Raw genomic sequence first — 22,143 nt, forward strand, 5'->3', positions numbered from 1 at the left:
GAGGAGGTGATGACCCTCGACTCTTCCCCGCTCTTGTCGATGCAAGGCATCAACAAGAGTTTCGGTGGCGTCGCTGTATTGCGCGGCGCGCGGCTTGAGATCGGCAAAGGTGAAGTGCATGCGCTGATCGGACAGAACGGCGCCGGCAAGTCGACGCTGATCAAGATCCTGACAGGCGCCTATTCACGCGATGCCGGCAGCATCGTGTTCGCAGGCCATCCGGTCGAGTTCAAGGCGCCGATTGAGGCACAGAACGGCGGCATCTCCACCATTTACCAGGAACTGAACCTGATACCGCTGCGTTCCGTGGCGGAGAATATCTTCGCCGGCCGCGAGCCCAAGCGTTTAGGAATTATCGATTGGAGACGGGTAAATGCCGAATCGGAGCGGCTCCTTGAGTCCTTCGGCATCCGGGTAGACGTGCGGCGGCCGCTTCACAGCTGCAACACCGCCACCCAGCAGATGGTCGCCATCGCGCGAGCCGTCAGCACCCAGGCCAAGCTGGTGATCATGGACGAGCCAACCTCATCGCTCGACAAGGCCGAAGTCGACACGCTGTTCGGCGTGATCCGCAAGCTGCAGTCCGATGGCGTCGCCGTGCTCTTCGTGAGCCACAAGCTCGATGAACTTTATGCCGTCTGCCAGCGTATCACCGTGATGCGCGACGGTCAGACGGTGGCCGAACGCGAGCTCGCGAGCTTCGACAAGCTGGCGCTAGTCCAAACCATGCTCGGGCGCGAGCTGTCCACGCTTCAGGCGGTGCGGCATACGGGCATCGAGCATCCAGGGCCGGACGCTTTGACTGTGATCGGACTCAAGAGCGGGTTCCGTGTGGAGGACGCGAGCCTGGCTGTACGGCGCGGCGAAATCCTGGGGCTGGCGGGGCTGCTCGGTTCGGGCCGCACTGAACTTGCCCGATGCATCTTCGGCGCCGACCGCGTCGATTCTGGCGAACTCAAGTTCGATGGCAAGGTGGTGTCGCTCGCTGGCCCTGCGGACGCCATCGCACGTGGCGTTGCCTATCTGTCGGAAGACCGAAAGTTCGAGGGCATCATTCCGGACCTCTCGGTACGGGAGAACCTTACGCTGGTGCTGCTACCTTCGCTGGCGCGCTGGGGCATCGTTGACCACGCCGCGCAGACAGCGATCACGCTTCGTTTCATCGAGCGCCTAGGCATCCGCTGCTCGAGTCCTGAGCAACCAATTCGCGAGTTGTCGGGCGGCAACCAGCAGAAGGTCCTGCTGGCGCGCTGGCTGGCCACCAATATCGGACTGCTGTTGCTGGACGAGCCAACACGCGGCATCGACATCGGCGCCAAGGCCGAGATACTCACCCTTATCCAGGAGCTCGCGCGCGAGGGTCTGTCAGTGCTGGTAATCGCGAGCGAGCTAGAGGAACTAGTCGCCTCAAGCGACCGTATCGTCGTTCTGCGCGACGGTCGGACCGTCAGCGAACTACGCGGCGATGCGATCTCTGAATCCAACGTCATGAAGGCAATGGCTCATGGCTAAATTAGCCCCGACACTCAACGCGCGCAGCCCCGCCAAGTGGTTCCATTCGCTACGCAGTTCCGGCGCAGCCATCGCGCTAGTCGCGTTACTGGTCTTCAACGTGATCTTCACCCGCGAGTTCCTGACGCTACAAACGCTGAACGTCAACTTGACGCAGATCGCGCCGATCATGATCGTCGCCGTCGGCATGGCGTTGGTCGTCGCTACCGGCGGTATAGACCTTTCGGTGGGATCGACCGCGGCATTCGCCGGCACGCTGGCGGCCGTACTCTTGAGCCAGAACTCCGGACCTCTTGCCAATCCGACAATCGCATTGTTATGCGCGCTGGTCCTGCCGATCGTGGCTGCGGCGTTGCTGGGCAGCATCAATGGCATGCTAATCGCGCGGCTACGCGTCCAGCCTATTGTGGCGACGCTCATCCTTTTCATAGCGGGACGCGGCTTCGCGGAGATGTTGACCGACTCGAACCTGAGGAGTTTCACCAATAGTTCGTTCTCTCACCTCGGCGGCAACTTCCTGGGCGTGCCAGTACAGGGAGTGCTGATGGTGGTTGTCGTGGCCGTGGTTGCATGGGTTATGCGCAAGACCGTGTATGCGCGCTGGGTTCTCGCAACCGGTGGCAACGAACGCGCGGCCGTGCTGGCCGGCATTCAGGCGCACCGCGTCAAACTCGCGATGTATGTCATCTGCGGTGGCTTGGCCGGTATCGCCGGGCTTCTCAATGTGGCGATCAATTCTGCGGCCGACCCGGCCAAGATCGGGCTCGGCATCGAGCTCGATGCGATCGCGGCTGTAGCCGTCGGAGGCACGCCCTTGATGGGTGGGAGCGCCCGCATCGTCGGCACCATGATCGGTGCCTTGGCGATCCAGTTGCTTCAATACACGCTGCTCGCCCACGGCATCCAAGATGAATGGGCGCTCATCGTCAAGGCCGCGATCGTTCTCGCCGCCGTCTACCTGCAGCGCCGTTGAGCGCATCGGCATATCTCATGAAAACCTCTTCACCTTCCGATGCCCCGCGCCCCGGCCATTCGTCAGTCGCAGCGTTGCTGCAGAGCCAGGGTGCCCTGATCGCGCTTGTTTCGATATTACTGTTCGGCGCGCTGCGCTACGACAATTTCATCGGCTGGCAGAACGTGTCAGACGTGCTGTCGAACAGCTCCAAGTTCGGCTTGATCGCAGTCGGCATGGCCTTCGTCATCATGTCCGGCGGCATCGACCTATCGGTTGGTACGGTGGCCGTCCTGTCAAGCGTGCTCGCGGCGCGCTACTCCAACTACGGTATCGCACCAGGCATCGCGGCGGGCATTGTAGTCGGACTTCTCGCCGGTCTGGTCAACGGCGTCCTGATCGCGCGTTTCAGATTGATGCCCTTCATTGTTACCTTGTGCACTTACATTGCGGCGCGCGGGCTGGCGCTGATCATCTCGGATCGTCAAACTGTCTCGATCTCCTACGAGCACGGTTTCGACACCGTCGGGCAAGGGGACTTCCTCGCCTTGCCGATTCCGCTCTGGATCGCAGCCGCCATTGTGTTGGCCGGTGCGCTATTGCTGCGCTATGCCCGCTTCGGTCGCGCGGTGCTCGCAGTGGGCGGCAATGAAGAGGCTGCGCGACTGATGGGACTGCCGGTGGTAAAGGTGAAGATCGGTGTCTATGTTATTTCAGGTGCGCTCGCTGGCTTGGCCGGAGTCATCGTCGCTTCGCAGACCTCGGGCAGTCCCACCGAAGGCGTAGGCTGGGAACTGATCGCCATCGCTTCTGTCGTCGTCGGCGGCACTTTGCTGACCGGAGGCCAAGGCTCGGTGCTGAACACAGTCACTGGCGTGCTACTGCTGTCGGTCATCCTGAACCTGATTAATTTTGAGAATGGCTACACGGGTGGTGCACACCTCACCTTGGGGTCGTATTGGCAAACTATCGCGCGCGGCCTTTTTCTGCTCGCCGTCATCCTTCTTCAATCACGGCTTGCGAGACGATCGCCTTGAAGATTGCGCGCGTCGCGCACCAGACCGCGCGCTGAACATCGGCCGGCTCGACGGCGTGACTACAGCCGGCGATCGCTCTAAGTTCTCACCGCGAAGCATCTCGAACCTGGGCGCCCGGGCTGATCTCACGGCCCAGCCGATCCATAGACTGTCGGCGAAACTCGCTTGGTGTCGTACCTTTGATTTCTCTGAAACGTCTATTGAAGTTGGCCATGTTGTTAAAACCAACTTCGTAACAGATTCCTGAAATTTGCCTTTCGCTATGCATCAATAGCTCGCACGCTTTGTGGACTCGCACGCGATTCACGAAGGTGGTGAACGTGCTATCGGTCGCTTTTTTGAAGTAGCGCGAGACGGTATCCTCGCTCATGTTCACTCGTACGGCCACGTCCGATAGAGATAGTGATTCGCCATAGTTTTCGTTGACGTACTCTATGATCTCGTTGATCGTGGATAGGGCATTAATGGGGCTGACGACCACCGTACTGTCGGACGAAAGCAGACGGTAGTCCCTGGAATTTTGCAGCAGGCACAACAAATCTGCGAACTCCGCAAAGCGCTGCAGACCGTGGGTCCTTTTAATTCTGTAAAATCGATCGCGGACACTTTCACTCAGACCGAAGAACTCAATACCACGGCGCGCTCGCTCAAGCAGCGGTCGCGCCTCTTCAAGCTCTTTAATAGCGCGCATCCCTTCTCGGAGTGGCTCCTCGCGGAATTGGATCACCAAACTGCGCACCTCGAGGCCGTTTGGCGGGAGGTCGGTCGAGATCCAGTTATGGGGAAGGCGCGGACCGGTAAGAACAAGATGTCCAGGCTCAAAGTGGCCAAAGTAGTCGCCAACGAAAGCACGCCCCCTTGCGCCAACGATCAGCTGGAGTTCGCACTCGTCGTGACAGTGCCAGCGCTCGAGCGGCGTGGGGCTCCCATGCTCGATGCATCGCACGAACTCCGAGGTGTTCGGTGATTCATAGCCGAGACGGGGATCTCGAAGGAGGTCGTGCTCGAACTGCGGAGTCAGTACAGGGCGCTTACTTCCCATTGCTGTTTTGGTCTTCCCAAGCGTCGCATCGACATTGCCTATCGATGCCTAGTGCGATACGGCAACCATATACGAGGTCATGCCCTTTGACAATATCAGCTAGCCGAATTCGAGACCAGTTTGTTAGCGCCGCTTACGGGCAAACCCTCGACCCCTACTGCCCTGACGCTCCGCCCAGAGCAACGCTAATACGTGAGTTTGTCCATGGTGAGGTAACCGTACTTTCCGTGCATTTTCTGGCGGTAACGGCGTGAGCAGCCGCCTGTAACAAGGCCGCGCGGCCTCACCGATTTTCGCCCACCGACCGCTCTGCAGCGCATTGATCTGCAAGCGATTTTTCGCGTGAACCGCCAGAAAATGAGAGGGTAGCCACGTTCCCTCACGGAAACGCGGCCCCCGAAGAACGCAGCATGCGACTTTCACCGCACTGCGCTGGCGCACAGCATTAAGCGTCGCACTGATGCCGGTCTCGAAAGCTGAACGGGCCCTTCGCAAGCATCACGTTGTCGATTCGCCTCATCGCTGAGACGAAGGGCGCTGAACCGTAAGAATCCCGGTCTCTCACAAGCTTCCCCTCAGTGAATCTCTAACATGGACCTGCGACAACTGCACCACGCGGAAGTCTGCACCCTTTCGGGCCGAGGCAAATCTTGAACCCCTATGCGAGCTATTACCGCCCGCCATTCGCTTTTTCCGCGTTCTCATACCCACTTGCCCAACAGCTTCCCTCGCGGGTTACCTGCCGTAGCCAAACGTGTGGCGTCTGCGGACAATTGGGCTTACCACGTTCCCGTCCCTGCCGGCCCGATTGATTCCCGGGTCTGTCCGTTTAGCACCTGTCTCTCCCCCGGCAGCGCTTATGACGACGTGCTCCCTTTCGTGACGGAAGCAACCGGCTGCTCACCTTTTGGTCTGGGCCTGACAGCCGCTTTGGCCCATTTCGTTTTACGAGGTTTGCAACAGTTCACATATGTTGTGCTTGCGGAACTTGCCTTGCACCTCACACCGCGCGGCGGCTGGCAGTGTCGGTTCCTTCCCCGTCGCCGGGGTGAGCCGTCAGTCGAGAGGCACGTTGTCCTCAGAGCTTCACACCTGACTGTTACCGGTCACGCATGTCTGATAGGCAACTGCTGGTCGTACAGCGGGTCGCGGCACTTGCGATCGTTCACACGAACACAGAGCGCGACAAGACAGAAACGAGCTTTACCGCCTACTACATGCCGCTTGACGCGCGGCCGACGGCGACACGTGTCGCACCACGGAAAGTACGAATACCCCTTGTTCGCGATGCTGCGCGACGGCACCTTCTACCACCCGAAATCAGCCCCTAATGCTTGACGAAACACATAGGGGCACCCCCTGTTCACGCTGCGTCGGCCAGCATCGAGTGACGACAGTCCGCCGCGGCGCACCGACACGCGTACTGCGCCCGAACGTCTTCATCCAGCGGATCGTCAGTGGCGAGCAGATATTCAATGAACAGTTCTTCACCGGCCCCGATCGGCCGGAGCGTGTGGATAAAAATCCGTCCGTCAGCCTCGATAGTCTCGCAGTTCGGCTCACAGGCGTGATTGAGCCAGCGCGCGCTATTACCGCCGCGGCTGCCGTCGATCACCCGCCCATCCGACAACCCGAAAAGAAACGTATGTCCTTCGACGCCTTCATTTTGGTGACGGCGCACCGCATTTCGCCACGAGGTGATTTCACCTTTGTACTCAAGCACGCGCTCGCCCGCCGCGAGCGCATGCATGGCAAACACGCCTTTGCCGTGAACTGGAGACCGCCGAACAATCACGCGCCGCATACTCTTTCCTTCCCCGATGTCAGCGCCAGTATACGAGCAGCAAATTTCCGCATCCAGTGTGATGGGATGAGCACGCGCTTGCCACGTTCGGGCACCGGCGGGCATATCGAAGCTGGAGAGTCGAGGCATCTGATCCGCAGGCATCCGGGAATGACCGACCGGTCGGCCCGCGAAGAGATCCAGCTTCAGAAAAGCTGATTACCCAGCTCACGCAGGCTGACCCACTTCACCGTGCTCACGAAGGTCCTGCCTGTGGTATCGAGCGATTCGATCATCGCGCGTTGCCCGCGGGCTTCCGCAATGACGCGCACGATGCGCGTCCGGTAACGCAGTAACGCGCCGATCGTTGGGCACGAGATTTCGCGCCCGGTCCGCGATCGTTTCTTTTCCATTCGGCTATCTATAGAGACATGTAGCGAATCGCAGGGGCCGCAGTACGTCGCGGCATCTCGCACTGATGCTACCAGGCCAACTGGCCGAGGTCCAGGCCTTGCCCGATCAGTGCGTGCCGCTGCTGCCGCCAGCACCTGTAGTAGCGGCTACCCTGCCAACTGCCGTGCCATCGGCAGAAATCGGGCCGACGGCCTGCGTCTGGTCTCAGGCGCCGTTCACGGCGTCCTTGAACGCCTTGCCCGCCGTGAACTTCACCGTCTTCGCAGCAGGGATCTGGATCTCGGCGCCGGTCGCCGGATTGCGGCCGACCCGCGCGGCGCGCGCGCCCGTCGAAAACGAGCCGAAACCGATCAGCTGTACCGTTTTGCCCTTCGTCAGTTCGCCCGTGATGGCCGCGATCACCGCGTCGATCGTCTCGCCCGTGGCGACCTTGCTGTCGCCCGTCTTCGCGGCGACCGCATCCACCAGTTCCTGCTTGTTCATTTTGATTCCTCGTTGTGGTTGATTGATGTAGGCACCCTACCCGATCGGTACCACTTTGCGCAATCGGCCCTCCATCGCACCGGCTTACCCACGCCAGCCTGGTACCCGATGGCCGCCCGTCATCGGCGTCGTGTCCAATGCCCGGCCGTTGATACCGGCTGGGCGACTTTGCATTTGCAAAAACTGAAGCGCCTGCGGAGAGATCCACGGTGATATGCCGAAGCCTCGGCGATCCTCCGCCGTCATCGACCGGCGCAGGCCATCGACATTCCGACACACCCTGGTGGGCCTTCCGCGTCTGGTGCTGCCCGGATCGCGCATGCCGCGTGACCTCCGGTCACATCACAGCAGTCCCGGTCACGCGGCCCCAGACTCCTCCGCCTATGGCCGGGTCCGATTGCGCGCCGATGCCTGACAGTCATCAGGGGAGCGACGCCCGTCGCCATCCTCCCGGCTGAAACCGAACAAAAAATATCAAATTGGGACCAGTGTCCGCAAATGGAGGGGTAGATAGCCCCAATCTATCTACCCCTTCAGTTTTCTCATGCAACCGGCTACGTTCGTAGCGGCTTTTACAGGTTTGATGTCGGCCGACGTAGGCGCGGTCCGTTAGTTGCTTTTACGAATAATAAAGCAGCGACCTTCGCTGGTCTCTGGCTGGCGCAGATTCGGCTATTCGGAGGGCCACACCGAACCCGAAAGAGGACAACAGTTTGCGCGATCCTCCGCTAATGATCGTGCGAATACGCACGACTCACACCCTGTTTTATCGGTATCGCCAGCGCGGGCTGCCGGCGTCAGGTGACGAGCGCTTATACTCGGCCCATGCTGACCTCGCGAATGCCCTTCGCGTCGCGCAACGTGATCGCGGCCAGGTTCAGTTCGCCTCTCAGCTGTTCGGCACCTCGCATCCCGGGAAGACGCCACTGTGGATTGTTTGAGTCGCTGGTCAGCACGAGCACCGTGCCAATACCGAAAGGTCGTTGCCACCAGTGGTGCAACGACGTCACGTCCTGGATGCGGAAGGGTTCGAGGCTGCGCATCCGCCGGCCGAGAATGCCCTGTTTGCGGGTGATGCGGGCCGCGTCGATGACGATTTCGGTGTTCGCCGTACGCAGGTACACGACGAGGACGCCCGCCACGATCGCCAGCAGCGCAACGACCGGTGCAAACCAGGGCACTGGCCAGCGCGTCTGCGCACACAGGTAGGCGGCAAAAACAACGATCGCGCCGACGCCGCCCTTAATGTAGGTCGGCAGATTCACGATTTGCGACGGCGTGCCGCTGAAGATCACGCCGGGCGCGACCGCACTCGGGCCGTCGCGATCGATGTGTGCAAGCTCCTTCATTTTCTTCGCTCAGGTTGATGGTTCATCGGTCAATATCCGGCCCGCTGTCCGGTGCATCCGGATCAGCGGGCGGTGCTACATCCAAGTCGGGATTGGACGGATCTTCCGGGGTGGGTGGCGGCGGATTGCGCACAGCATCGCGCAGCTCGTCACGCTCCCATGCCTCGCGCTCACGCTGCGCTGCCCGACGTTCCAGCGCTTCGGAATCGAGCTGCGCAAGCCGGACCTGCCGGATGCTCTCCAGCTCTGGTTGCTCGAACACGATGCGCATGCGCGTGTCGGCCGCCACACGCGCCGCGGCCGCCTGGAAGTCATCAGGTCCGGACAGCGACAGCGTGCTGCCGAACTTCTGCTGCGCGAAACGCAGCGCAATCTCGATCGCCTCGCGCTCGCTATCCCACAGGCGCAACGTGCGGCCCTCGTCGACAAGGAACGCCACACCGTCCTTCCGGTAGTCGACCTCGCCGCTGGCCCGCACCTCGTACGTGATCACCGGGCTCGCGTAGATGATCTCGTTGCGATCGTGGGCTGCCGGTCGCTTCACCGCATGAGACGGCGCACTGAAATTGACCGCGCGTTCGTCGTCTGCACGTTTCGTCCGCAGGCGGATGTGCTGCATCCGGCGCAACTCACGCAGCGCCCGTTCGTCGCCTTCCTGAGCACGCTCCTGCAGGAAGTCACGATACTGCTCGGTCAACGGCCGGCTTGCGGCGCCCTTCAGCGCATCCCGCTCTTTCGCGATCTGCACACGCAGCGCGGCCTCTGCCTCAAGGCGCGCAACACGTGCTGCGGACAGCTGCTCGCGGCGCTGCGCGCTTGACAGGTCCATGCGCGGGCGTTCAATGAGCGCGCTGCGGGCACTGTAGAACTCAGATTTGACCGCCTTTCGCCGCTCACTCTCATGATCCGCCTGCGCATCCCACGCGCGACGTAGCTCGTTCCGGTATGCCGATCGCCATTGCTGGAACTCGCCCCATAGGTCCCGTTCAGGCGTACGCCTCGGTGCATGTTCCGGATTACGTTCTGTCTGGGCGCGATAGGTCTCGCGCAGCAGCTGCGCCGCCTCCTCCCATGACAGGTTCATCTCTTTGGTGAGGAAGTCAGACGCATTCAGATTGCGCGAGCCGGCCTGGATTCTGTCACCGCCGTCCGCGCCTTTCCCGATCGAATACTTTTCGACGATCAGTCCGTGCGAGTGCGCGAGCGCGGCCAGCAGCCGGCCCGCGTCGAGCGTCGCGCGGATCTCGGTGAACTCCTCCCGCTCCCGGGCCCGTCGTGCCGTGCGAGCCTCGGACAGGTCACGTGCAAACTGGTCGCGAACGGTATCCGCCGCGCGCACGGTCGACGCGCGCGCACGTGCATTGAAATCGCCCGACGCGCCGTCCGTCGGAAACGGAGCATCGGTTGGCCGGATCTCGAAGGGCAGCGATTCGATCGCATCGAACGATTGCACATCCGCGAGGTTGCGGATTTCCTCACGTGGCCCGAACCCTGCGGGAAGGCGGCCACCGCCAGACGCATCGCTCAGACCAAAAGGCTCGCGTGAGCCGAACGGTCCTCCGGCCCGCATGAACTTCCCGGCAGCGGTGCGCGTGAGACGCGTCCGCCCTGCCTCGTCCGCCTGGTCCCACGCGACAAACATGCGATCTACGATCGCTTTCCATTCAGGCTCGCCGCCGGAACTGTCAATGGCATCGGGTTCGCCCGACCATTGCCACCGATCCGCGAACTCGCCGTAGTTGCGGCCCACGTCGAAGCCGCCGTCGGCGCCTTCGCGCCATCGGGGCCGCGGCACCGATGTTTCTAGCTGCTCTCTTCCCGCTCGCTCGCGATCGCCAGACCATCGCAATGCGTCAATTCGTTCGGCTTGCTGGTTTCCCAGCTCCAGTAATGCATCAGGCGGCAGAAGCACTTGACGTCGCGCGGCGTCGCCATCCACACCGCGGCCGGACATACCATGCACACGGTGGGCGGATTGGGACGGCGTGCCGGATCGATCGAAGCGAGCGTCAAGGTCGTGATCCGCTCCGGCTCGCCATCGTCCTGTGATCTCGCGGTGCGCGCGTTCGAGCTCATTCCACCATTGCTGCGACTGCCCTGCCCTTTCCGGCTCCCGCCCGGCGCCGCGCTCTCGCGCCCGCCCTCCTGCTCCGGCGGCTCCCATCCGCCTCCAATCTCGCCAGTGTCCGGATCGATCGTGGCGCTGTTGTGTTCGCTCTCGTGTGCGCTCATTGAGCCCTCCTGTTGCATCGTAGAACCGCTGTTCGCGGTGTTCGAGAATGCGCCGCTGCTCCGTCGGCGACGCTGCCTGATACGTCTTGTAAAAACTGCTGCCGCTGTTCAGATACTTGATCTCTCGCGCGCGCGTGTCGTGCCACGTCTCGAGCGAATCGAGATAGATCCGCGGCGTATCGCGCGATACGCCGGGCTCGACGTACTGCGCATGCACATTCGATTCGAGCGCCTCACGCTTGGCCGTAGCATCGAGCTCGATGAACTCGCGCGAAAACACGAACTCCTTCAGGTTCACACCCTTCGCGGCACCGGCCGGTTTGACGTTCTCGTACTCCGACTCCCTGCCGGCATTGCGTGTGCGCGTCTCGCCGTACTCCGTGATCAAGGCCCTGAAGTCGTCATATCGGGTCACATCACGCGTCATCACTGCCTCAAGAATCGAGGCCTTCAGCTCGCGGTTAGCGCCCTCGAATACGTCGCCCTTGTACCGGCTGATCATCTCGGACGCGTCGGTGAACTGCACACGCCGGTTGTCTTTCGGACTCGCAAGTCCATACTTCGCGTTGATGTGCTCCTGAAAGGCCTCCAGATACCGCTCGTTATGGTCAACCTTCCCGAACGGATCAAGCCGTCGGCCTGTTACCAGATTCATTTCCGGGATCACGACATGCACGTGAACCTTGCGCTCGACAGCCTCGCCCGTCTTGCGGTCCGCATAGCTCTTGATCCGCGGCACATGCGCTTCGGCGTAGAAGTTGTATTCGTCCCGACGGTACGCGGCAAACGCAAACGTCTCGAACTCCCGAACAATCTCACCTAACAGCTCACGGTCGACCTCGTCTTCCTTGAATGACAGCGTGACATTCAGGTAGCGCTCGGCGTCCGTGTCGATCGACTGGATGATGTCGTTCGTCAAATCGAGATCGCCGGCGAGTATCACGCGCTCGTCCATCTCGTCGCGTTCCATTTCGCGACCCTGCTTCTGGCCCTTCTCCAGGTATGCCTTGATCCCGTCGTGATAGCCGCGTACGCGTATGAGCATCGTCCTACTCCAGCGTCCCGCACTCGGCGAGCCAGCGCTCAGCCCCTTCGATGCGCAAAATCAGCGTGCTGTGTACGATCGACAGCAGCAGATGGCCAGCGGCATCGACGGACGCCCGGGCGCTGTCGCAGTCCGGCTGCCTCAGCGTACGCGCACCGTCGTGGTCGCGATCGAAGTGCAGCTTCGTCTCCAGCTCGATGACCGCCATGATGGCGGCCTGCTTTTGATCCATTCCCATCGATATCAGTCGACCTTGTTCAGGGTTGCCTTGAGGTACTGCCCGATGAGCTGCAATTGCGTGAGCAGTTGCTCGTAGGTCGCCTCCGAAAGCTTCCCGCGAACGTGCTCTGAGTTCGCGCGGTGGGCAATCTGGTTCAGGTTGTTGCTGGTCTTGTTGAAGATGTACAGCAACCGCTTGCGGTCTCCGCTCGCCACCGGCCGCGCAATCACCTGCGTACGGTTGGTCAGCACCGCCTGCCGGAAAAACTCCGATTGCGTCATCCCGCTTTGCGCCACCTTGGCAAGGTACGCCGCACGATCTGCATCAGACAGACGGAACGCGATCGGCTTGCCCAGCCCTGCCCCGTCATTGCTCTTCTGTCGCGGCATTACCAGAGCCCTGTCGAACGACTACGGTCGATCTCCGCGCCGACCATCGCGAACGGCCTGCAGTCGTCATCGATCGGATGCGCGCGAAACTCGTATTCCGGCCACCGCAACTCGCACTCGCGCAGCGCGCGCATCGCCTGGTCACCCGTCATTGGCCACGTATAGCCTGCCCACGGCAGATAACGCGGCTCACTGCCGCGCTCGTCGGCACGCGGCCCCACTACAAGCTGGATCACCCATTCGCTGCTCGGAATCATCGCCGGACCTCCGTATTCATTACGCATACCAGGCAGTGCTTAGTGTCGGTAACGAAGTTGCCGACCTGGCTGACGCGGCAGTAGACCGCGGCGGGGTTTCAAAGGGGCCCGCCCCTTTGGCACGAAATATTTTACGGAACGCGTAGCGTTACGTAAACATATTCGACGTGCCTCGCCCCGCTCTCGCCACACATTATTTCCTACGCATATTCTACGAGCCTACTCCACCCATACATCACGCATTGCATGGGAGTACTACCCGATACAACCTTGCCCCTACGTGCTGTCGTCATTCATACTACGCCCACACTACATTTATTCGCCATCTTCTCAATGGATCACGAACAACTTGCTTCCGCGCTGCGCCGCCTTGCCAGCACAAGCCCGAAACGCAGCAAGGCTTCGCATCTCAAGGCCCTCCTTCCGGACATCGAGGCGGCGCTCGCCGCTCGCGTTCCCGCCGTTGATATCCTGAATACCTTGCGCGAACAGGGACTCCATATCTCCCTTCGGACGTTTCACGGAACTTTGTACAGGCTTCGAAAGAGCGCCTCTCCGCCCGGCTCCGGAAGCAAATCCGCCGCTGCGGCAGCCCACCCCAGCGCACCGGCCCCCGTGACAGCCTCCCGGGCAACAGCCCCTCTCGAAGCACACAAGCCTGCGCCTCCCACAACCGTTGCACCGACACCAGCACCAGCACCGGCCCAGACTCGCATCAAAACCTTCGAGCAATTGCAGTCTGAGAATCCGCACCTCTCAAGCATGCAGTTGAACCGCCTCTACGCCGAACAGTACGGCGAACCTCGCGTGAGCAATGCCGATATTGACGCGCTCAAGAAAAAATATCCTCAGCACGCGAAACCCTGAGCCGCATCGCCCCGCCGCACTGCGCCGGGTCGGGCCGCTCCCCATGCATCCTGCATGGGTCCCCGTGGCCCTCGATCCGGGCGCGCGGCGCGCGCGATACCACCCTGGTTCGCACACGCAGTTACATTCTGTTGCGCAAAACGCGGCGCCTTCAGGCGTGCTCCCTGGCACAATCGCCCTGCCGCGGCCTGGTCCCCAAAGGCACGCGGCAGGAGCCTCGGAAAGCCGGTCTGCGTACCGGCTTTTTTTTCCTGTGCAGAACCCGTAAAGCAAAAAGCCGCCCGGGCTTTCACCCGGACGGCGGCATGTGACAACCCGCACTTACGCGAAGTGCATCACGGCTCAGGCGACTTCGGCTTCCTCCGCATCCCCGTCGTTGCACTCATCCTGCGTGCTATCGGCATTGCTTTCCCCGTCATCCTCCCAATGGCCGTACGTGACGTGTTCCGGCACCTCACGGTTGCGCAGCACTTCCGGCAACCAGCCCGAGTCCGTCATGCGAAGCTCGGCGGCAGCAGCGGCATCGCCCTTTTTCATCCCGCGCAGTTCGCCTGCGGCCTGCGGCGAAACCGTCTCGCCGACAACGGTCACGATACGATCTTTCGGGACGTGCTCGAAATACCCTGCACGCGTTGGCTTCCAGTAGCGCGTGAGGTCCAGTTCCAGCGTGTTCGCCACTTCGTTGACCGGGTGCGCCCGGTCAAGGGGACTGATGCTGTCTACCGTCGCGGCCACGCAGAATGCAAACAGGTTTGACATCACGTCCACGTCCTGTTGCAGCAGCCACGCGAGCAGTTCATCGGTGCGCTTCGGCAGCATCCGGCTCCACTTCGCCCGCTCAACTTCAAGCGCCTTCCATGCAGCGCTGTCGGCCATGTCGTCGGCGTTCGACACAAGCGCATCGCGCGACGTATGCACGTCGATCCGCACCGCATGGTCGATGTATGACTGTCCGTACACGTCATTGAACACAGCCGGAATCATCCGGTACATCAGCACGGCCAGCGCAACGGTCGGCTGCTGCGCAAGCTCGATCTGTACCGCAGCCGTGCGGTGCGCGGTAAGCCGTTTGCACAGCTTTTCGCCATGCAGGGGCTTGGCCTTCGTGGGCAGGTCGCGATTTCGCTGCGCATGCGTGAAGTGAGCGATACTGCCCGCGTCTGCGTCGTTGATTTCCCGGCACCGCAGGCCACGCGTGATCTGCACCTTTCCGTCCTCGTCAATGGCGACGAACGCACCGGCCTGCTTCATGTCGTCGGCGGCGAATGTTTCAAAGCGCTCGGTATAGGCGTCAACAGCAGCCGAAGCATCGTTGAGCGCGTTGTCCAGCTTTTCCCAAAGCGCCTCGTCTTCCCCGCTGTCCTGATCGGCGTAATACGCATCGAGTGCGGCCTTCGCCTCGTCGCGCGTGGCAACAAGCTTCGCAAGCTCGGCCTTTTCCGCTTTGGTCGGCTTGCGTGAGGTCGATGCAATCCGGTCGTACTGGAACAGTTCGGCCTGGTCACAGCGGGTCCGCGTCTCCACGAAACACCAACCCTCAGCAGCCACGGCCTGGGATAGCTCGATCAGGCGGTCAGTCGCAAGTCGGTGCAACAGGTCCGCGTCCGCGATGTATCCGGCGTTCTGGTCGTCGGAAAACAGATCGCGACGCACAAAACCGCCTGCGGCCTCGTAAGCGTCCAGCCCGACAAACTTCGCGAGCGGATTCTCGCTGGCGTCGAGCTCCGCTTTCGTCAGCGCTGCGCGCAGTTCGGCAGGACGGCGCAGCCAGGGCGTCTGCGCGTCAGTCCACACGCGCTCCTGCGTCGCGTGATCGTCGGCCAGTGCAAGCACCTTCGCCTGCTCATAGTCCAGCTTGTCGTCGCGCAGCAGATCGAGCAGCACCGGCGACAGGTTTGCGATCCTGAGCGCACGGCGCACGACCATTTCCGAGACCTTGAACAATGCCGAAATGTGCGCAATGCTCTTGCCTTCTTCGGTCAGCAGCCGGAACGCGCCACATTCGTCCGCGATATGCATGGTCTCGCGTTCGCGGTTTTCGATCAGCGACGCGGCGACGGCTTCGCCATCACTGACGATCAGCACCGGCACCTTGAAGTCCTTAGTGATTTTGCCCTGCGAGAACAGCAGATCGAGCGCGGCGAGACGCCGCTGACCGGCGCAGACCCCAAGCTTCGGCTGCTTCGCGCGCGACCCTTTGACAGGGTGCACGACGAGATTCTGCATCAGTCCATTCCCCACAATCGTCCCGGCCAGCGCCTCGATGCCGGTGGATGCCTTTTTGCGGACATTCAGTGGTGATCGGCACAGCCGTCCGTACGGGACGTATTCGATCTGCGCTTCGTTGCCGAAGTTAGCTTCGAGAACGGATTCAGTTACACGGATTTCAACGACTTCCATTATGGATGCCTCCGGAAATGGGCCGCAGCGGAATGCCGGGCCACATGGATATGATAGGTCTAATTGCCCTTATATAATTAAATTATCCGATTTATATTTTAAATTGACATATGTTTAGAATTGAAAAACAGAATCGTTAAAATCTTGATATAAAGGTCAATACGACCTAATATAAAAGCGTGGCCCGGCATTTCGCTGCGGCCCATTTCCGGAGATAACCGTGATTGACAATGAAACCAGAATCTCGTCGGCAGTCGTTGTCGATGAGTTGCGTCTGAATTTCCTTCCTCACTACCTGGGCGCGCAATACCTTCGGGGCGAGGCATTGGTGTTCGACTGGGCTACGCGCCTTTCGAGTGCCTACAAGGGCGGTTCGTGGGACTTCTTCCAGTTGTCGAACGGCGGCTTCTATATGGCTCCAGCGAACTGCGGACGGGTACATGTGCGGTGGCACATGAACGGCTACAGCGACACGATGGGCGCTGACGCGTTCGGTATCGTCGTCACGCTGTTTGCCCTGTGCCATCTGGCGGAAAAGTGCGGCGATGACAGGATCGTTGACCACTACCACGCGCTGCGGGCCTACGCGGCGCAGCACGTAGAGGCCGCCAACATTCTGCGCGCCATCGACTGACGCATTGACCACTCACGGCCCTGGCCTGTGGGCTGGGGCTGATCCTGATATTGGGGAACAGCATGGATACCACTTACCTGACAAGCCGTTTCGGACGCAACGCAGTTGGCACACGTTCGGATCGCCCGCTGACGAATGATGAGATTGCAGAGGTTGCCCCGTCGATCTTCGCGCTGTCCGCGCACGAAAGTCGCTCGGAACGGTACACCTACATTCCAACCAGCGACGTGCTGGACGGCCTGCGCAAGGAAGGTTTTCAGCCCTTCATGGCCTGTCAGACCCGCGTACGCGCCGACGACAAGCGCTCACACACGAAACATATGGTCCGCCTGCGCCACGCCGACCAGATCACGGGCCGCGAAGCCAACGAAATCATCCTTCTGAACAGCCATGATGGCAGCAGCAGCTACCAGATGCTCGCCGGGATGTTCCGGTTTGTGTGCCAGAACGGTATGGTCTGCGGAGACACCATTGGTGATATCCGCGTGCCTCATAAGGGCGACGTGGTCGGCCAGGTAATCGAGGGAGCGTTCAAGGTGCTCGACAGCTTTGAGGCAGCGACCCATCAGCGCGAGGGGATGGCCGGTCTGGCATTGACCAACGGCGAACAGACCGCTTTCGCGCGGGCCGCGCTTGCGCTGCGGTACGACGACGGGAAGCCCGCGCCCATCACTGACCAGCAACTTTTAACACCGCATCGCATGGAGGATCGCGGAGCGGACCTGTGGACGACATTCAATCGCGTCCAGGAAAACATGATCAACGGCGGCCTGCGCGGTCGTAATGCGAATGGGCGGGCAACCACAACCCGCGCCGTGACCGGCATTGACCAGAACATCAGGCTCAACCGCGCCCTCTGGGTGCTCGCCGACGAACTGTGCCGCCTGCGCGGCTGACAGGTGCGCCCGGCCTTCGGGCCGGGCATGACCTCAACTATGGAAACCGACATGGATACCGCTCACATCCGCCCAACGTGGCTGACCGCCCTCCTTCCGCTGCTGGCCGTCTATCAATACGGCGATCGTTCTCTGGTCCGCGCGGAACTGTTCCGCATGGCCTTGTCCGCCGATGCCGCAGCGCGCTCCGCAGAAGCACTCGACCGGATTGCCAACATGCTGGACCGCGACGGGCACCCAATCGACATGCACCGGGAAGAGTTGCGCGCGATAGCCCGCAACGCTCTCTCCGAGTTTCATCGTGTGCCACCCCGTGCCCCGCAGCCTGCCCTACCCGAATCAGGATTTTGAACGAAAGTCGCCCTCTGTTTCATTCAAACTTTAAGGAGTACCAATCATGAACAAGCTTTTCTTTACGGGCCGTGTTGCCGCCGCCCCAGTGCTTGCGAATCACGGTGATTCGAAGGTGACGAAATTCACCCTGATTTCCAACGAGTACGCCGGTCGCGACGAAGGCAGCTGCGAAGCGAAAGAGCGTCAGGTGAGAATCCAGTTCACCGCCTTTGGGTCGCGCGGTGAGGCCATCGCCAGAAACGTTCTGAAGGGCGATCAACTGATCGTTGAGGCAAAGCTGGCGAACAACGATTTCACGGACGGTGAAGGCATCGAACGTTACGGCTACAACTTCACGGTCGATAACTTCGACTTCGGCGCGCCTGGCGAACTCAAGCGGGCGCAACTCGCGCGGCGTCAGGAATGATGCATGTCGGCCCCGGTCCATGCCGGGGCTGTTGACCAATGCAGGAGTTGACGCTGAGACCCTGGGCTGCGGTGGTTCCTTCCGGCTCATGCCTGCCCGAAATAGCCTCAGCGGCATGCGTGTCCCAGCCGTCCGGAAAGGGCACCCCCTTCCTGCCAAACCTTGAGCCCGAATAACCGCAGGCGTCACGCGCGCGCCGGTGCGCCCGGATCGAGGCGCCCGGGGACCCGCGCCGGTAGGCGTGGGGAGCGCGCCGTCGCGGCGCAGTAGCGCCGCGACGATCCGGTACGGCGCAGGCAGACCGCAGCCGGGGTCGTCAAGCAGCCGGAGGCTGCGTGTTTCCTCCGCGGCGAAGCCGTGGGGGCTGGATACTGGATCGGCTTGCGGACCGCCGACGCCGGCGGTGACGTACGATCGCATACACGGGCTCAATCAACAGGATCAGAGATGGAAGGCAGAACGATTTACGCTGGCGCCGACGGACTGGCACGTCTTAAGGTACACATGGCTGTGGCCTGGCGCGATCGGAAGCGAGGAACCGGCGTTGGGTACAGTAGCGAACATTTCCGCGGGATGGTTTCCGGGCTTGCATTGGCCGATGCCCTCGATGCAACGGTGCCGTTCGGCATCGCCGCTTTTATCACCGACCGCGGGTACGCGGTCGAAGTCCCCTACTCCGTGTAACACCATGAACATTCCGCCTCGGCCGAAAACGCACCGGATTACCAGCGACGTGCCCGAGCACCTCCTCGAGGCGTTCCAGCACACCATCGCCGAGTTTTTTGCGAACGCGCACGGCGGCCAGACGGGGGCGCAGCGCGCAGCGAAGATCCGCGCTGGCGATCGTGAAGGCGGCCTCGATTCGCTCCCGCAGCCCGTTGACATGCCGGAAGGCGACACCGAACAGGCGGAGACCGTCGCCGAATTTCTCGCGGGCCTGTACAACGGCACCGACTACCGTTTCGACCTAACGGCGCTGCGGGCGCCGGAAGAAGATCTGTTCGAGCACTGTCTCGCCGTGCTGCGACTCGACCACCGCCCGACTGTTAAAGTGCGCGGCTATTTTCCTGGCGGTGAGCAGCGCTGGCAGCAGATAATCACGCGCTGGAATCTCGACAAACGGCCCGCGCCGGCGCCGGTTCATGGCGAACGCTATCAGGCCCGCTATGTGACGAATCAGGAAGCACCAGGTTATCGCGATATGACGCTGGTGGTGGCGATTGACGGGGACCCTGCACGCCAGTTGCCGATCGAACTACACTTTTCAGCTGGCGACTCGGAGCGTATAGCCGTGATCTTATCGACCTGCATCGCGGGGCGACCGCGTGAGTGGCACGAAGAGCCACTCGACATCAAGGCAGGCGAGCTGCGGCCGCAGTGGTTTTCGATTCCGGGCGCACGCCTTATGGGCCAGTAGTTGAGACGAACGTAAGAGTACCAGGGGAAACGCATATGGCAGTTGATACAACCACGACAATCCGACGCGAATGCTTGCAGCCCGCGATCTATTGGGCCAAACCGACCGGAGCTGAAATCCAGGAGGTAGTCCGGCTGGCCGGTTTTACCGGACGTAGTGCAGCGGAATTTCTGGACCTCGCTGACAAAAGCGGGCGGCAGATACGTCGTTGGATCAGCGGCGAAAATGAAATCCCCTATTCCGCATGGGCGCTACTCTGCCATGCCGCCGGATTTGGCCACATCTGGGAAACAGAAGAATAGCCTCGATACGCTGATGATTCGCAATCCTGCGGTTCCTGTATCACGCCGGGGTCGCGACTGATCGGGGTGTCCCTCAAGATTCGGACGTTTACGTACGCGAGGCTGGGGCCATCCCAGTATTTCCGAATCTTCAGATGCCCTCTTCCCTGACGGCCTCCCCGAGTGTGTCACGTAACAAAACGAAAAAAGATAAAGCGATGCCATGCCGGGCTGCAATCGGCTTTGCGCCGTGAGCGATCCTCTCCGGGGAACGACACCCGGGCAGGGACCCGACACTTGCAACCATCTGTCCGGATGAATACATACCGTGCAAGGCAGCTTGTTCACATTTACGTTACGCGTAACGAAATACCACATTTATCGTTATGAATAACGTAAAATAGATGTGGTCAACCGCACTTGGATGGATCATGCCTTCACCGGCAAACGACAAGGTAACCGGCACCACTAAAAAGCGTGGCCGTGGCCGGCCACGGAAGCCGGATGCGATGTCGAACGCCGAACGTCAGGCAGCGTGGCGAGCCCGACATGGCGCGCGCACAAAATCCGTTACTGTAACGAAAAATACCCCTCCGCCTGCCGACGTCCATGACGCCCTGGTGCGGGAGTGCGAGCAGCTGCGTGGTGAACTGGGACAGGCGCGGCGCGAGCTTGAAACTGTGTCACGGGCGAAGCCGTCCGCCCAGGCCCTTTCCGATGCGGCGGCGGTCCTCGGACGGCTTCCGCGTCAGGAAGACGCCGATTCTGGCGAGCGGCGTCTGAACCTGACGATGACTGGCACCCAGTTTTTCGCGCTGGAGCGGCTGGTCGCGCACTTCGGCCTGTCCCGGCGCGCGGTGATCGAGCGCCTGATCGACTGGGCCGACCACACGTTTTCGAGGTCACTTTACGACGACGAAGCCGCATTTAACCGTTACATCGACCGTGACCGTAACGAAAAATAATCCCCCCACTGACTGGATCGGCACGAGCCAGTTCAAGATCCTGCAGGACCGGTTCCGCCAGTGGTGCATGACTGGCTACGTCCCTGAACGCATGATGTAACCGGTTTTGACAACACACATGCACCTTGAATGGCGGCACCCCGCGCAGCATGGCCGGCGGGTTGGTTGATCACACGCCGTCGTCCGCTTGCCACCGCCACACGAGATGCTCGTCACGATCCCTTTGCAGCCGCGCGCCGCAATAACCGGGGGTCGGTCAACCACTCATCACGCGTTCCAACCACGACGAGCGCGAAGTCCGGATGATTGGGATTGAGCAAATAATTGGATTCCGCAGGAACGACCGCACTGGGAACAGCCAGCACGGCGCTGGTTCGCTTCCGCTCCCACGCCGATCCAAGTTGCTGCAGTTCGGCCCGCGCTGAAATGTCCCGCCAGTCGCGAGGCAAACTGGCGGGATCGATACGTTCGACGATTTTCTCCGGGATACTGGCCGGGATCATCACATAGCGGGCGCGCAGCGGTGAATCCTGGACCAACATCTCGAGCAGCGCGAGCGATTGCGTCTGCGCCGTATACACCATCGCGACGCCTTTGGGGTTCCACCGGCCACCGTACAATCGCGCTCCTTCTCCAGAAAAAGCGGTATCCGCATATCGCTCAGTCACCACTCGCCATGCCGTGAACATCACGCAAACACGCCATGCTCGATGCGTCCCAGCGTATCCATCACGCTATCGGTGCCGATGTCGGTATCGACAAGACTCAGTGGCGTGGCGTCTTCCAGGGCAGCAACCGGCGTCTTAAGCCAGGCGAGTGCCAGGTCGAGATCGTCAAACACCTCGGCAGCGCGCGCGGCGACACGCGCGAGTCGCAGCAGCTTGGCTGACTCCTCACGGCTCAACACGCCTTCCCGCTTGCGACGCGCCAAGGTACGCTCCGGGATATCGAGCGCCTGCGCCAGTTCTGCTTGCGAAAGTCCGATGGATTTGAGCATCGCGTCCAGCGCCCGCGACGAAATGCCGTGGCGGACGACCTCCACCCATTCAAGGCCGGATCGGGGAGAACGCGGAAATACCGACTGGCCTCCCAGCAATGAATCGGCTGATACCTTTTCGATGACGTTCATCGGCTTCACCTCCTGCCATTTGGCATCTATTTTATACCAAAATGGCACAGACGGTAGTTGCTGCCAGGGCATCGCCGGT

At 61.1% G+C, this 22,143-nt stretch carries 24 protein-coding genes; 12 read left to right on the top strand and 12 right to left on the bottom strand.

Annotated elements, in window-relative coordinates:
• Positions 1 to 9 precede the first annotated feature (9 nt).
• The 3 genes from R8871_RS35270 to R8871_RS35280 are packed head-to-tail and all read left to right on the top strand — an operon-like array spanning position 10 to position 3,501.
• Positions 10 to 1,512 (top strand): sugar ABC transporter ATP-binding protein, encoded by a 1,503-nt coding sequence (locus R8871_RS35270; protein WP_246287978.1) that lies wholly within the window; start codon positions 10 to 12, stop codon positions 1,510 to 1,512.
• Complete coding sequence (locus tag R8871_RS35275) at positions 1,505 to 2,485, top strand: ABC transporter permease (protein WP_175054541.1); 981 nt, start codon at positions 1,505 to 1,507, stop codon at positions 2,483 to 2,485. The genes R8871_RS35270 and R8871_RS35275 overlap by 8 nt, the downstream gene beginning before the upstream one ends.
• Positions 2,482 to 3,501 carry an ABC transporter permease gene (locus R8871_RS35280; RefSeq protein WP_246287980.1) on the top strand — a complete coding sequence of 340 codons (1,020 nt, stop codon included), beginning with the start codon at positions 2,482 to 2,484 and terminating at the stop codon, positions 3,499 to 3,501. Before R8871_RS35275 ends, R8871_RS35280 begins: the two co-directional genes overlap by 4 nt.
• An 85-nt stretch (positions 3,502 to 3,586) precedes the next feature.
• Here the strand turns inward: R8871_RS35280 and R8871_RS35285 are convergent, their stop codons facing one another.
• The 9 genes from R8871_RS35285 to R8871_RS35325 form a co-directional block, all read right to left on the bottom strand.
• Positions 3,587 to 4,543, bottom strand: a complete 957-nt coding sequence (locus R8871_RS35285; RefSeq protein ID WP_175054542.1) for an AraC family transcriptional regulator — start codon at positions 4,541 to 4,543, stop codon at positions 3,587 to 3,589.
• Between the two features lie 1,363 nt (positions 4,544 to 5,906).
• The gene (locus R8871_RS35290) at positions 5,907 to 6,347 is read right to left on the bottom strand and encodes an SET domain-containing protein (RefSeq protein ID WP_175054543.1); all 441 of its coding nucleotides are present in this window, start codon (positions 6,345 to 6,347) and stop codon (positions 5,907 to 5,909) included.
• A 185-nt stretch (positions 6,348 to 6,532) separates the two neighbouring features.
• On the bottom strand, positions 6,533 to 6,739 hold the full coding sequence (locus R8871_RS35295) for a hypothetical protein (RefSeq protein WP_115779613.1): 207 nt from the start codon (positions 6,737 to 6,739) through the stop codon (positions 6,533 to 6,535).
• A 205-nt stretch (positions 6,740 to 6,944) separates the two neighbouring features.
• Positions 6,945 to 7,250: an HU family DNA-binding protein gene (locus R8871_RS35300; protein WP_407673248.1), complete on the bottom strand. Its 306-nt coding sequence runs from the start codon at positions 7,248 to 7,250 to the stop codon at positions 6,945 to 6,947.
• A 785-nt stretch (positions 7,251 to 8,035) separates the two neighbouring features.
• A complete protein-coding gene (locus R8871_RS35305; RefSeq protein ID WP_175054545.1) occupies positions 8,036 to 8,572 on the bottom strand; it encodes a PH domain-containing protein in 537 nt (178 codons plus the stop codon).
• A gap of 22 nt (positions 8,573 to 8,594) precedes the next feature.
• Positions 8,595 to 11,849 (bottom strand): LPD7 domain-containing protein, encoded by a 3,255-nt coding sequence (locus R8871_RS35310; RefSeq protein ID WP_175054546.1) that lies wholly within the window; start codon positions 11,847 to 11,849, stop codon positions 8,595 to 8,597.
• A 4-nt stretch (positions 11,850 to 11,853) separates the two neighbouring features.
• The gene (locus tag R8871_RS35315; RefSeq protein WP_175054547.1) at positions 11,854 to 12,087 is read right to left on the bottom strand and encodes a hypothetical protein; all 234 of its coding nucleotides are present in this window, start codon (positions 12,085 to 12,087) and stop codon (positions 11,854 to 11,856) included.
• A gap of 5 nt (positions 12,088 to 12,092) precedes the next feature.
• The gene (locus R8871_RS35320; protein WP_097389471.1) at positions 12,093 to 12,458 is read right to left on the bottom strand and encodes a plasmid mobilization protein; all 366 of its coding nucleotides are present in this window, start codon (positions 12,456 to 12,458) and stop codon (positions 12,093 to 12,095) included.
• Positions 12,458 to 12,715, bottom strand: a complete 258-nt coding sequence (locus R8871_RS35325; RefSeq protein WP_175054548.1) for a hypothetical protein — start codon at positions 12,713 to 12,715, stop codon at positions 12,458 to 12,460. The genes R8871_RS35320 and R8871_RS35325 overlap by 1 nt, the downstream gene beginning before the upstream one ends.
• 333 nt (positions 12,716 to 13,048) lie before the next feature.
• Between R8871_RS35325 and R8871_RS35330 the strand changes: the two genes are divergently transcribed.
• Entirely contained in the window at positions 13,049 to 13,582 is a 534-nt protein-coding gene (locus tag R8871_RS35330) for a hypothetical protein (RefSeq protein WP_175054549.1), read from the top strand.
• Between the two features lie 342 nt (positions 13,583 to 13,924).
• Here the strand turns inward: R8871_RS35330 and R8871_RS35335 are convergent, their stop codons facing one another.
• Complete coding sequence (locus R8871_RS35335) at positions 13,925 to 15,982, bottom strand: ParB/RepB/Spo0J family partition protein (RefSeq protein ID WP_175054550.1); 2,058 nt, start codon at positions 15,980 to 15,982, stop codon at positions 13,925 to 13,927.
• Between the two features lie 220 nt (positions 15,983 to 16,202).
• Here R8871_RS35335 and R8871_RS35340 point away from each other — a divergent pair, with 220 nt between their 5' ends.
• The 8 genes from R8871_RS35340 to R8871_RS35375 all read left to right on the top strand — a co-directional run bounded on the left by R8871_RS35340 (position 16,203) and on the right by R8871_RS35375 (position 20,935).
• On the top strand, positions 16,203 to 16,616 hold the full coding sequence (locus R8871_RS35340; protein ID WP_171929560.1) for an antirestriction protein: 414 nt from the start codon (positions 16,203 to 16,205) through the stop codon (positions 16,614 to 16,616).
• 62 nt (positions 16,617 to 16,678) lie between these two features.
• Positions 16,679 to 17,512: a DUF932 domain-containing protein gene (locus R8871_RS35345; RefSeq protein ID WP_175054551.1), complete on the top strand. Its 834-nt coding sequence runs from the start codon at positions 16,679 to 16,681 to the stop codon at positions 17,510 to 17,512.
• Positions 17,513 to 17,563: 51 nt separating this feature from the next.
• Positions 17,564 to 17,863, top strand: a complete 300-nt coding sequence (locus tag R8871_RS35350; RefSeq protein WP_097397482.1) for a hypothetical protein — start codon at positions 17,564 to 17,566, stop codon at positions 17,861 to 17,863.
• A 46-nt stretch (positions 17,864 to 17,909) separates the two neighbouring features.
• Positions 17,910 to 18,272, top strand: a complete 363-nt coding sequence (locus R8871_RS35355) for a single-stranded DNA-binding protein (protein ID WP_175054552.1) — start codon at positions 17,910 to 17,912, stop codon at positions 18,270 to 18,272.
• A gap of 447 nt (positions 18,273 to 18,719) precedes the next feature.
• The gene (locus tag R8871_RS35360) at positions 18,720 to 18,956 is read left to right on the top strand and encodes a hypothetical protein (RefSeq protein WP_175054553.1); all 237 of its coding nucleotides are present in this window, start codon (positions 18,720 to 18,722) and stop codon (positions 18,954 to 18,956) included.
• Between the two features lie 4 nt (positions 18,957 to 18,960).
• On the top strand, positions 18,961 to 19,689 hold the full coding sequence (locus R8871_RS35365; protein WP_175054554.1) for a DUF7673 family protein: 729 nt from the start codon (positions 18,961 to 18,963) through the stop codon (positions 19,687 to 19,689).
• A gap of 35 nt (positions 19,690 to 19,724) precedes the next feature.
• Positions 19,725 to 19,991 carry a hypothetical protein gene (locus tag R8871_RS35370; protein ID WP_007731376.1) on the top strand — a complete coding sequence of 89 codons (267 nt, stop codon included), beginning with the start codon at positions 19,725 to 19,727 and terminating at the stop codon, positions 19,989 to 19,991.
• Positions 19,992 to 20,479: 488 nt separating this feature from the next.
• Positions 20,480 to 20,935: a hypothetical protein gene (locus R8871_RS35375; RefSeq protein WP_246287982.1), complete on the top strand. Its 456-nt coding sequence runs from the start codon at positions 20,480 to 20,482 to the stop codon at positions 20,933 to 20,935.
• 212 nt (positions 20,936 to 21,147) lie between these two features.
• Here the strand turns inward: R8871_RS35375 and R8871_RS35380 are convergent, their stop codons facing one another.
• Complete coding sequence (locus tag R8871_RS35380) at positions 21,148 to 21,624, bottom strand: RES family NAD+ phosphorylase (protein ID WP_175054616.1); 477 nt, start codon at positions 21,622 to 21,624, stop codon at positions 21,148 to 21,150.
• Positions 21,624 to 22,064: a type II RES/Xre toxin-antitoxin system antitoxin gene (parS, locus tag R8871_RS35385; protein WP_175054556.1), complete on the bottom strand. Its 441-nt coding sequence runs from the start codon at positions 22,062 to 22,064 to the stop codon at positions 21,624 to 21,626. Before parS ends, R8871_RS35380 begins: the two co-directional genes overlap by 1 nt.
• Positions 22,065 to 22,143 lie beyond the last annotated feature (79 nt).

The sequence above is a fragment of the Paraburkholderia sediminicola genome, assembly GCF_902859805.1.
Lineage (GTDB): Bacteria > Pseudomonadota > Gammaproteobacteria > Burkholderiales > Burkholderiaceae > Paraburkholderia > Paraburkholderia sediminicola.

Bases quoted from the DNA above. Each gene is read 5' to 3' on its own strand.
- R8871_RS35270 (WP_246287978.1), top strand. From the start codon at position 10: ATGACCCTCGACTCTTCCCCGCTCTTGTCGATGCAAGGCATCAACAAG.
- R8871_RS35275 (WP_175054541.1), top strand. From the start codon at position 1,505: ATGGCTAAATTAGCCCCGACACTCAACGCGCGCAGCCCCGCCAAGTGG.
- R8871_RS35285 (WP_175054542.1), bottom strand. From the start codon at position 4,543: ATGGGAAGTAAGCGCCCTGTACTGACTCCGCAGTTCGAGCACGACCTC.
- R8871_RS35290 (WP_175054543.1), bottom strand. From the start codon at position 6,347: ATGCGGCGCGTGATTGTTCGGCGGTCTCCAGTTCACGGCAAAGGCGTG.
- R8871_RS35295 (WP_115779613.1), bottom strand. From the start codon at position 6,739: ATGGAAAAGAAACGATCGCGGACCGGGCGCGAAATCTCGTGCCCAACG.
- R8871_RS35305 (WP_175054545.1), bottom strand. From the start codon at position 8,572: ATGAAGGAGCTTGCACACATCGATCGCGACGGCCCGAGTGCGGTCGCG.
- R8871_RS35310 (WP_175054546.1), bottom strand. From the start codon at position 11,849: ATGCTCATACGCGTACGCGGCTATCACGACGGGATCAAGGCATACCTG.
- R8871_RS35315 (WP_175054547.1), bottom strand. From the start codon at position 12,087: ATGGGAATGGATCAAAAGCAGGCCGCCATCATGGCGGTCATCGAGCTG.
- R8871_RS35320 (WP_097389471.1), bottom strand. From the start codon at position 12,458: ATGCCGCGACAGAAGAGCAATGACGGGGCAGGGCTGGGCAAGCCGATC.
- R8871_RS35325 (WP_175054548.1), bottom strand. From the start codon at position 12,715: ATGATTCCGAGCAGCGAATGGGTGATCCAGCTTGTAGTGGGGCCGCGT.
- R8871_RS35330 (WP_175054549.1), top strand. From the start codon at position 13,049: ATGGATCACGAACAACTTGCTTCCGCGCTGCGCCGCCTTGCCAGCACA.
- R8871_RS35335 (WP_175054550.1), bottom strand. From the start codon at position 15,982: ATGGAAGTCGTTGAAATCCGTGTAACTGAATCCGTTCTCGAAGCTAAC.
- R8871_RS35345 (WP_175054551.1), top strand. From the start codon at position 16,679: ATGGATACCACTTACCTGACAAGCCGTTTCGGACGCAACGCAGTTGGC.
- R8871_RS35350 (WP_097397482.1), top strand. From the start codon at position 17,564: ATGGATACCGCTCACATCCGCCCAACGTGGCTGACCGCCCTCCTTCCG.
- R8871_RS35355 (WP_175054552.1), top strand. From the start codon at position 17,910: ATGAACAAGCTTTTCTTTACGGGCCGTGTTGCCGCCGCCCCAGTGCTT.
- R8871_RS35360 (WP_175054553.1), top strand. From the start codon at position 18,720: ATGGAAGGCAGAACGATTTACGCTGGCGCCGACGGACTGGCACGTCTT.
- R8871_RS35365 (WP_175054554.1), top strand. From the start codon at position 18,961: ATGAACATTCCGCCTCGGCCGAAAACGCACCGGATTACCAGCGACGTG.
- R8871_RS35370 (WP_007731376.1), top strand. From the start codon at position 19,725: ATGGCAGTTGATACAACCACGACAATCCGACGCGAATGCTTGCAGCCC.
- R8871_RS35375 (WP_246287982.1), top strand. From the start codon at position 20,480: ATGTCGAACGCCGAACGTCAGGCAGCGTGGCGAGCCCGACATGGCGCG.
- R8871_RS35380 (WP_175054616.1), bottom strand. From the start codon at position 21,624: ATGTTCACGGCATGGCGAGTGGTGACTGAGCGATATGCGGATACCGCT.
- parS (WP_175054556.1), bottom strand. From the start codon at position 22,064: ATGAACGTCATCGAAAAGGTATCAGCCGATTCATTGCTGGGAGGCCAG.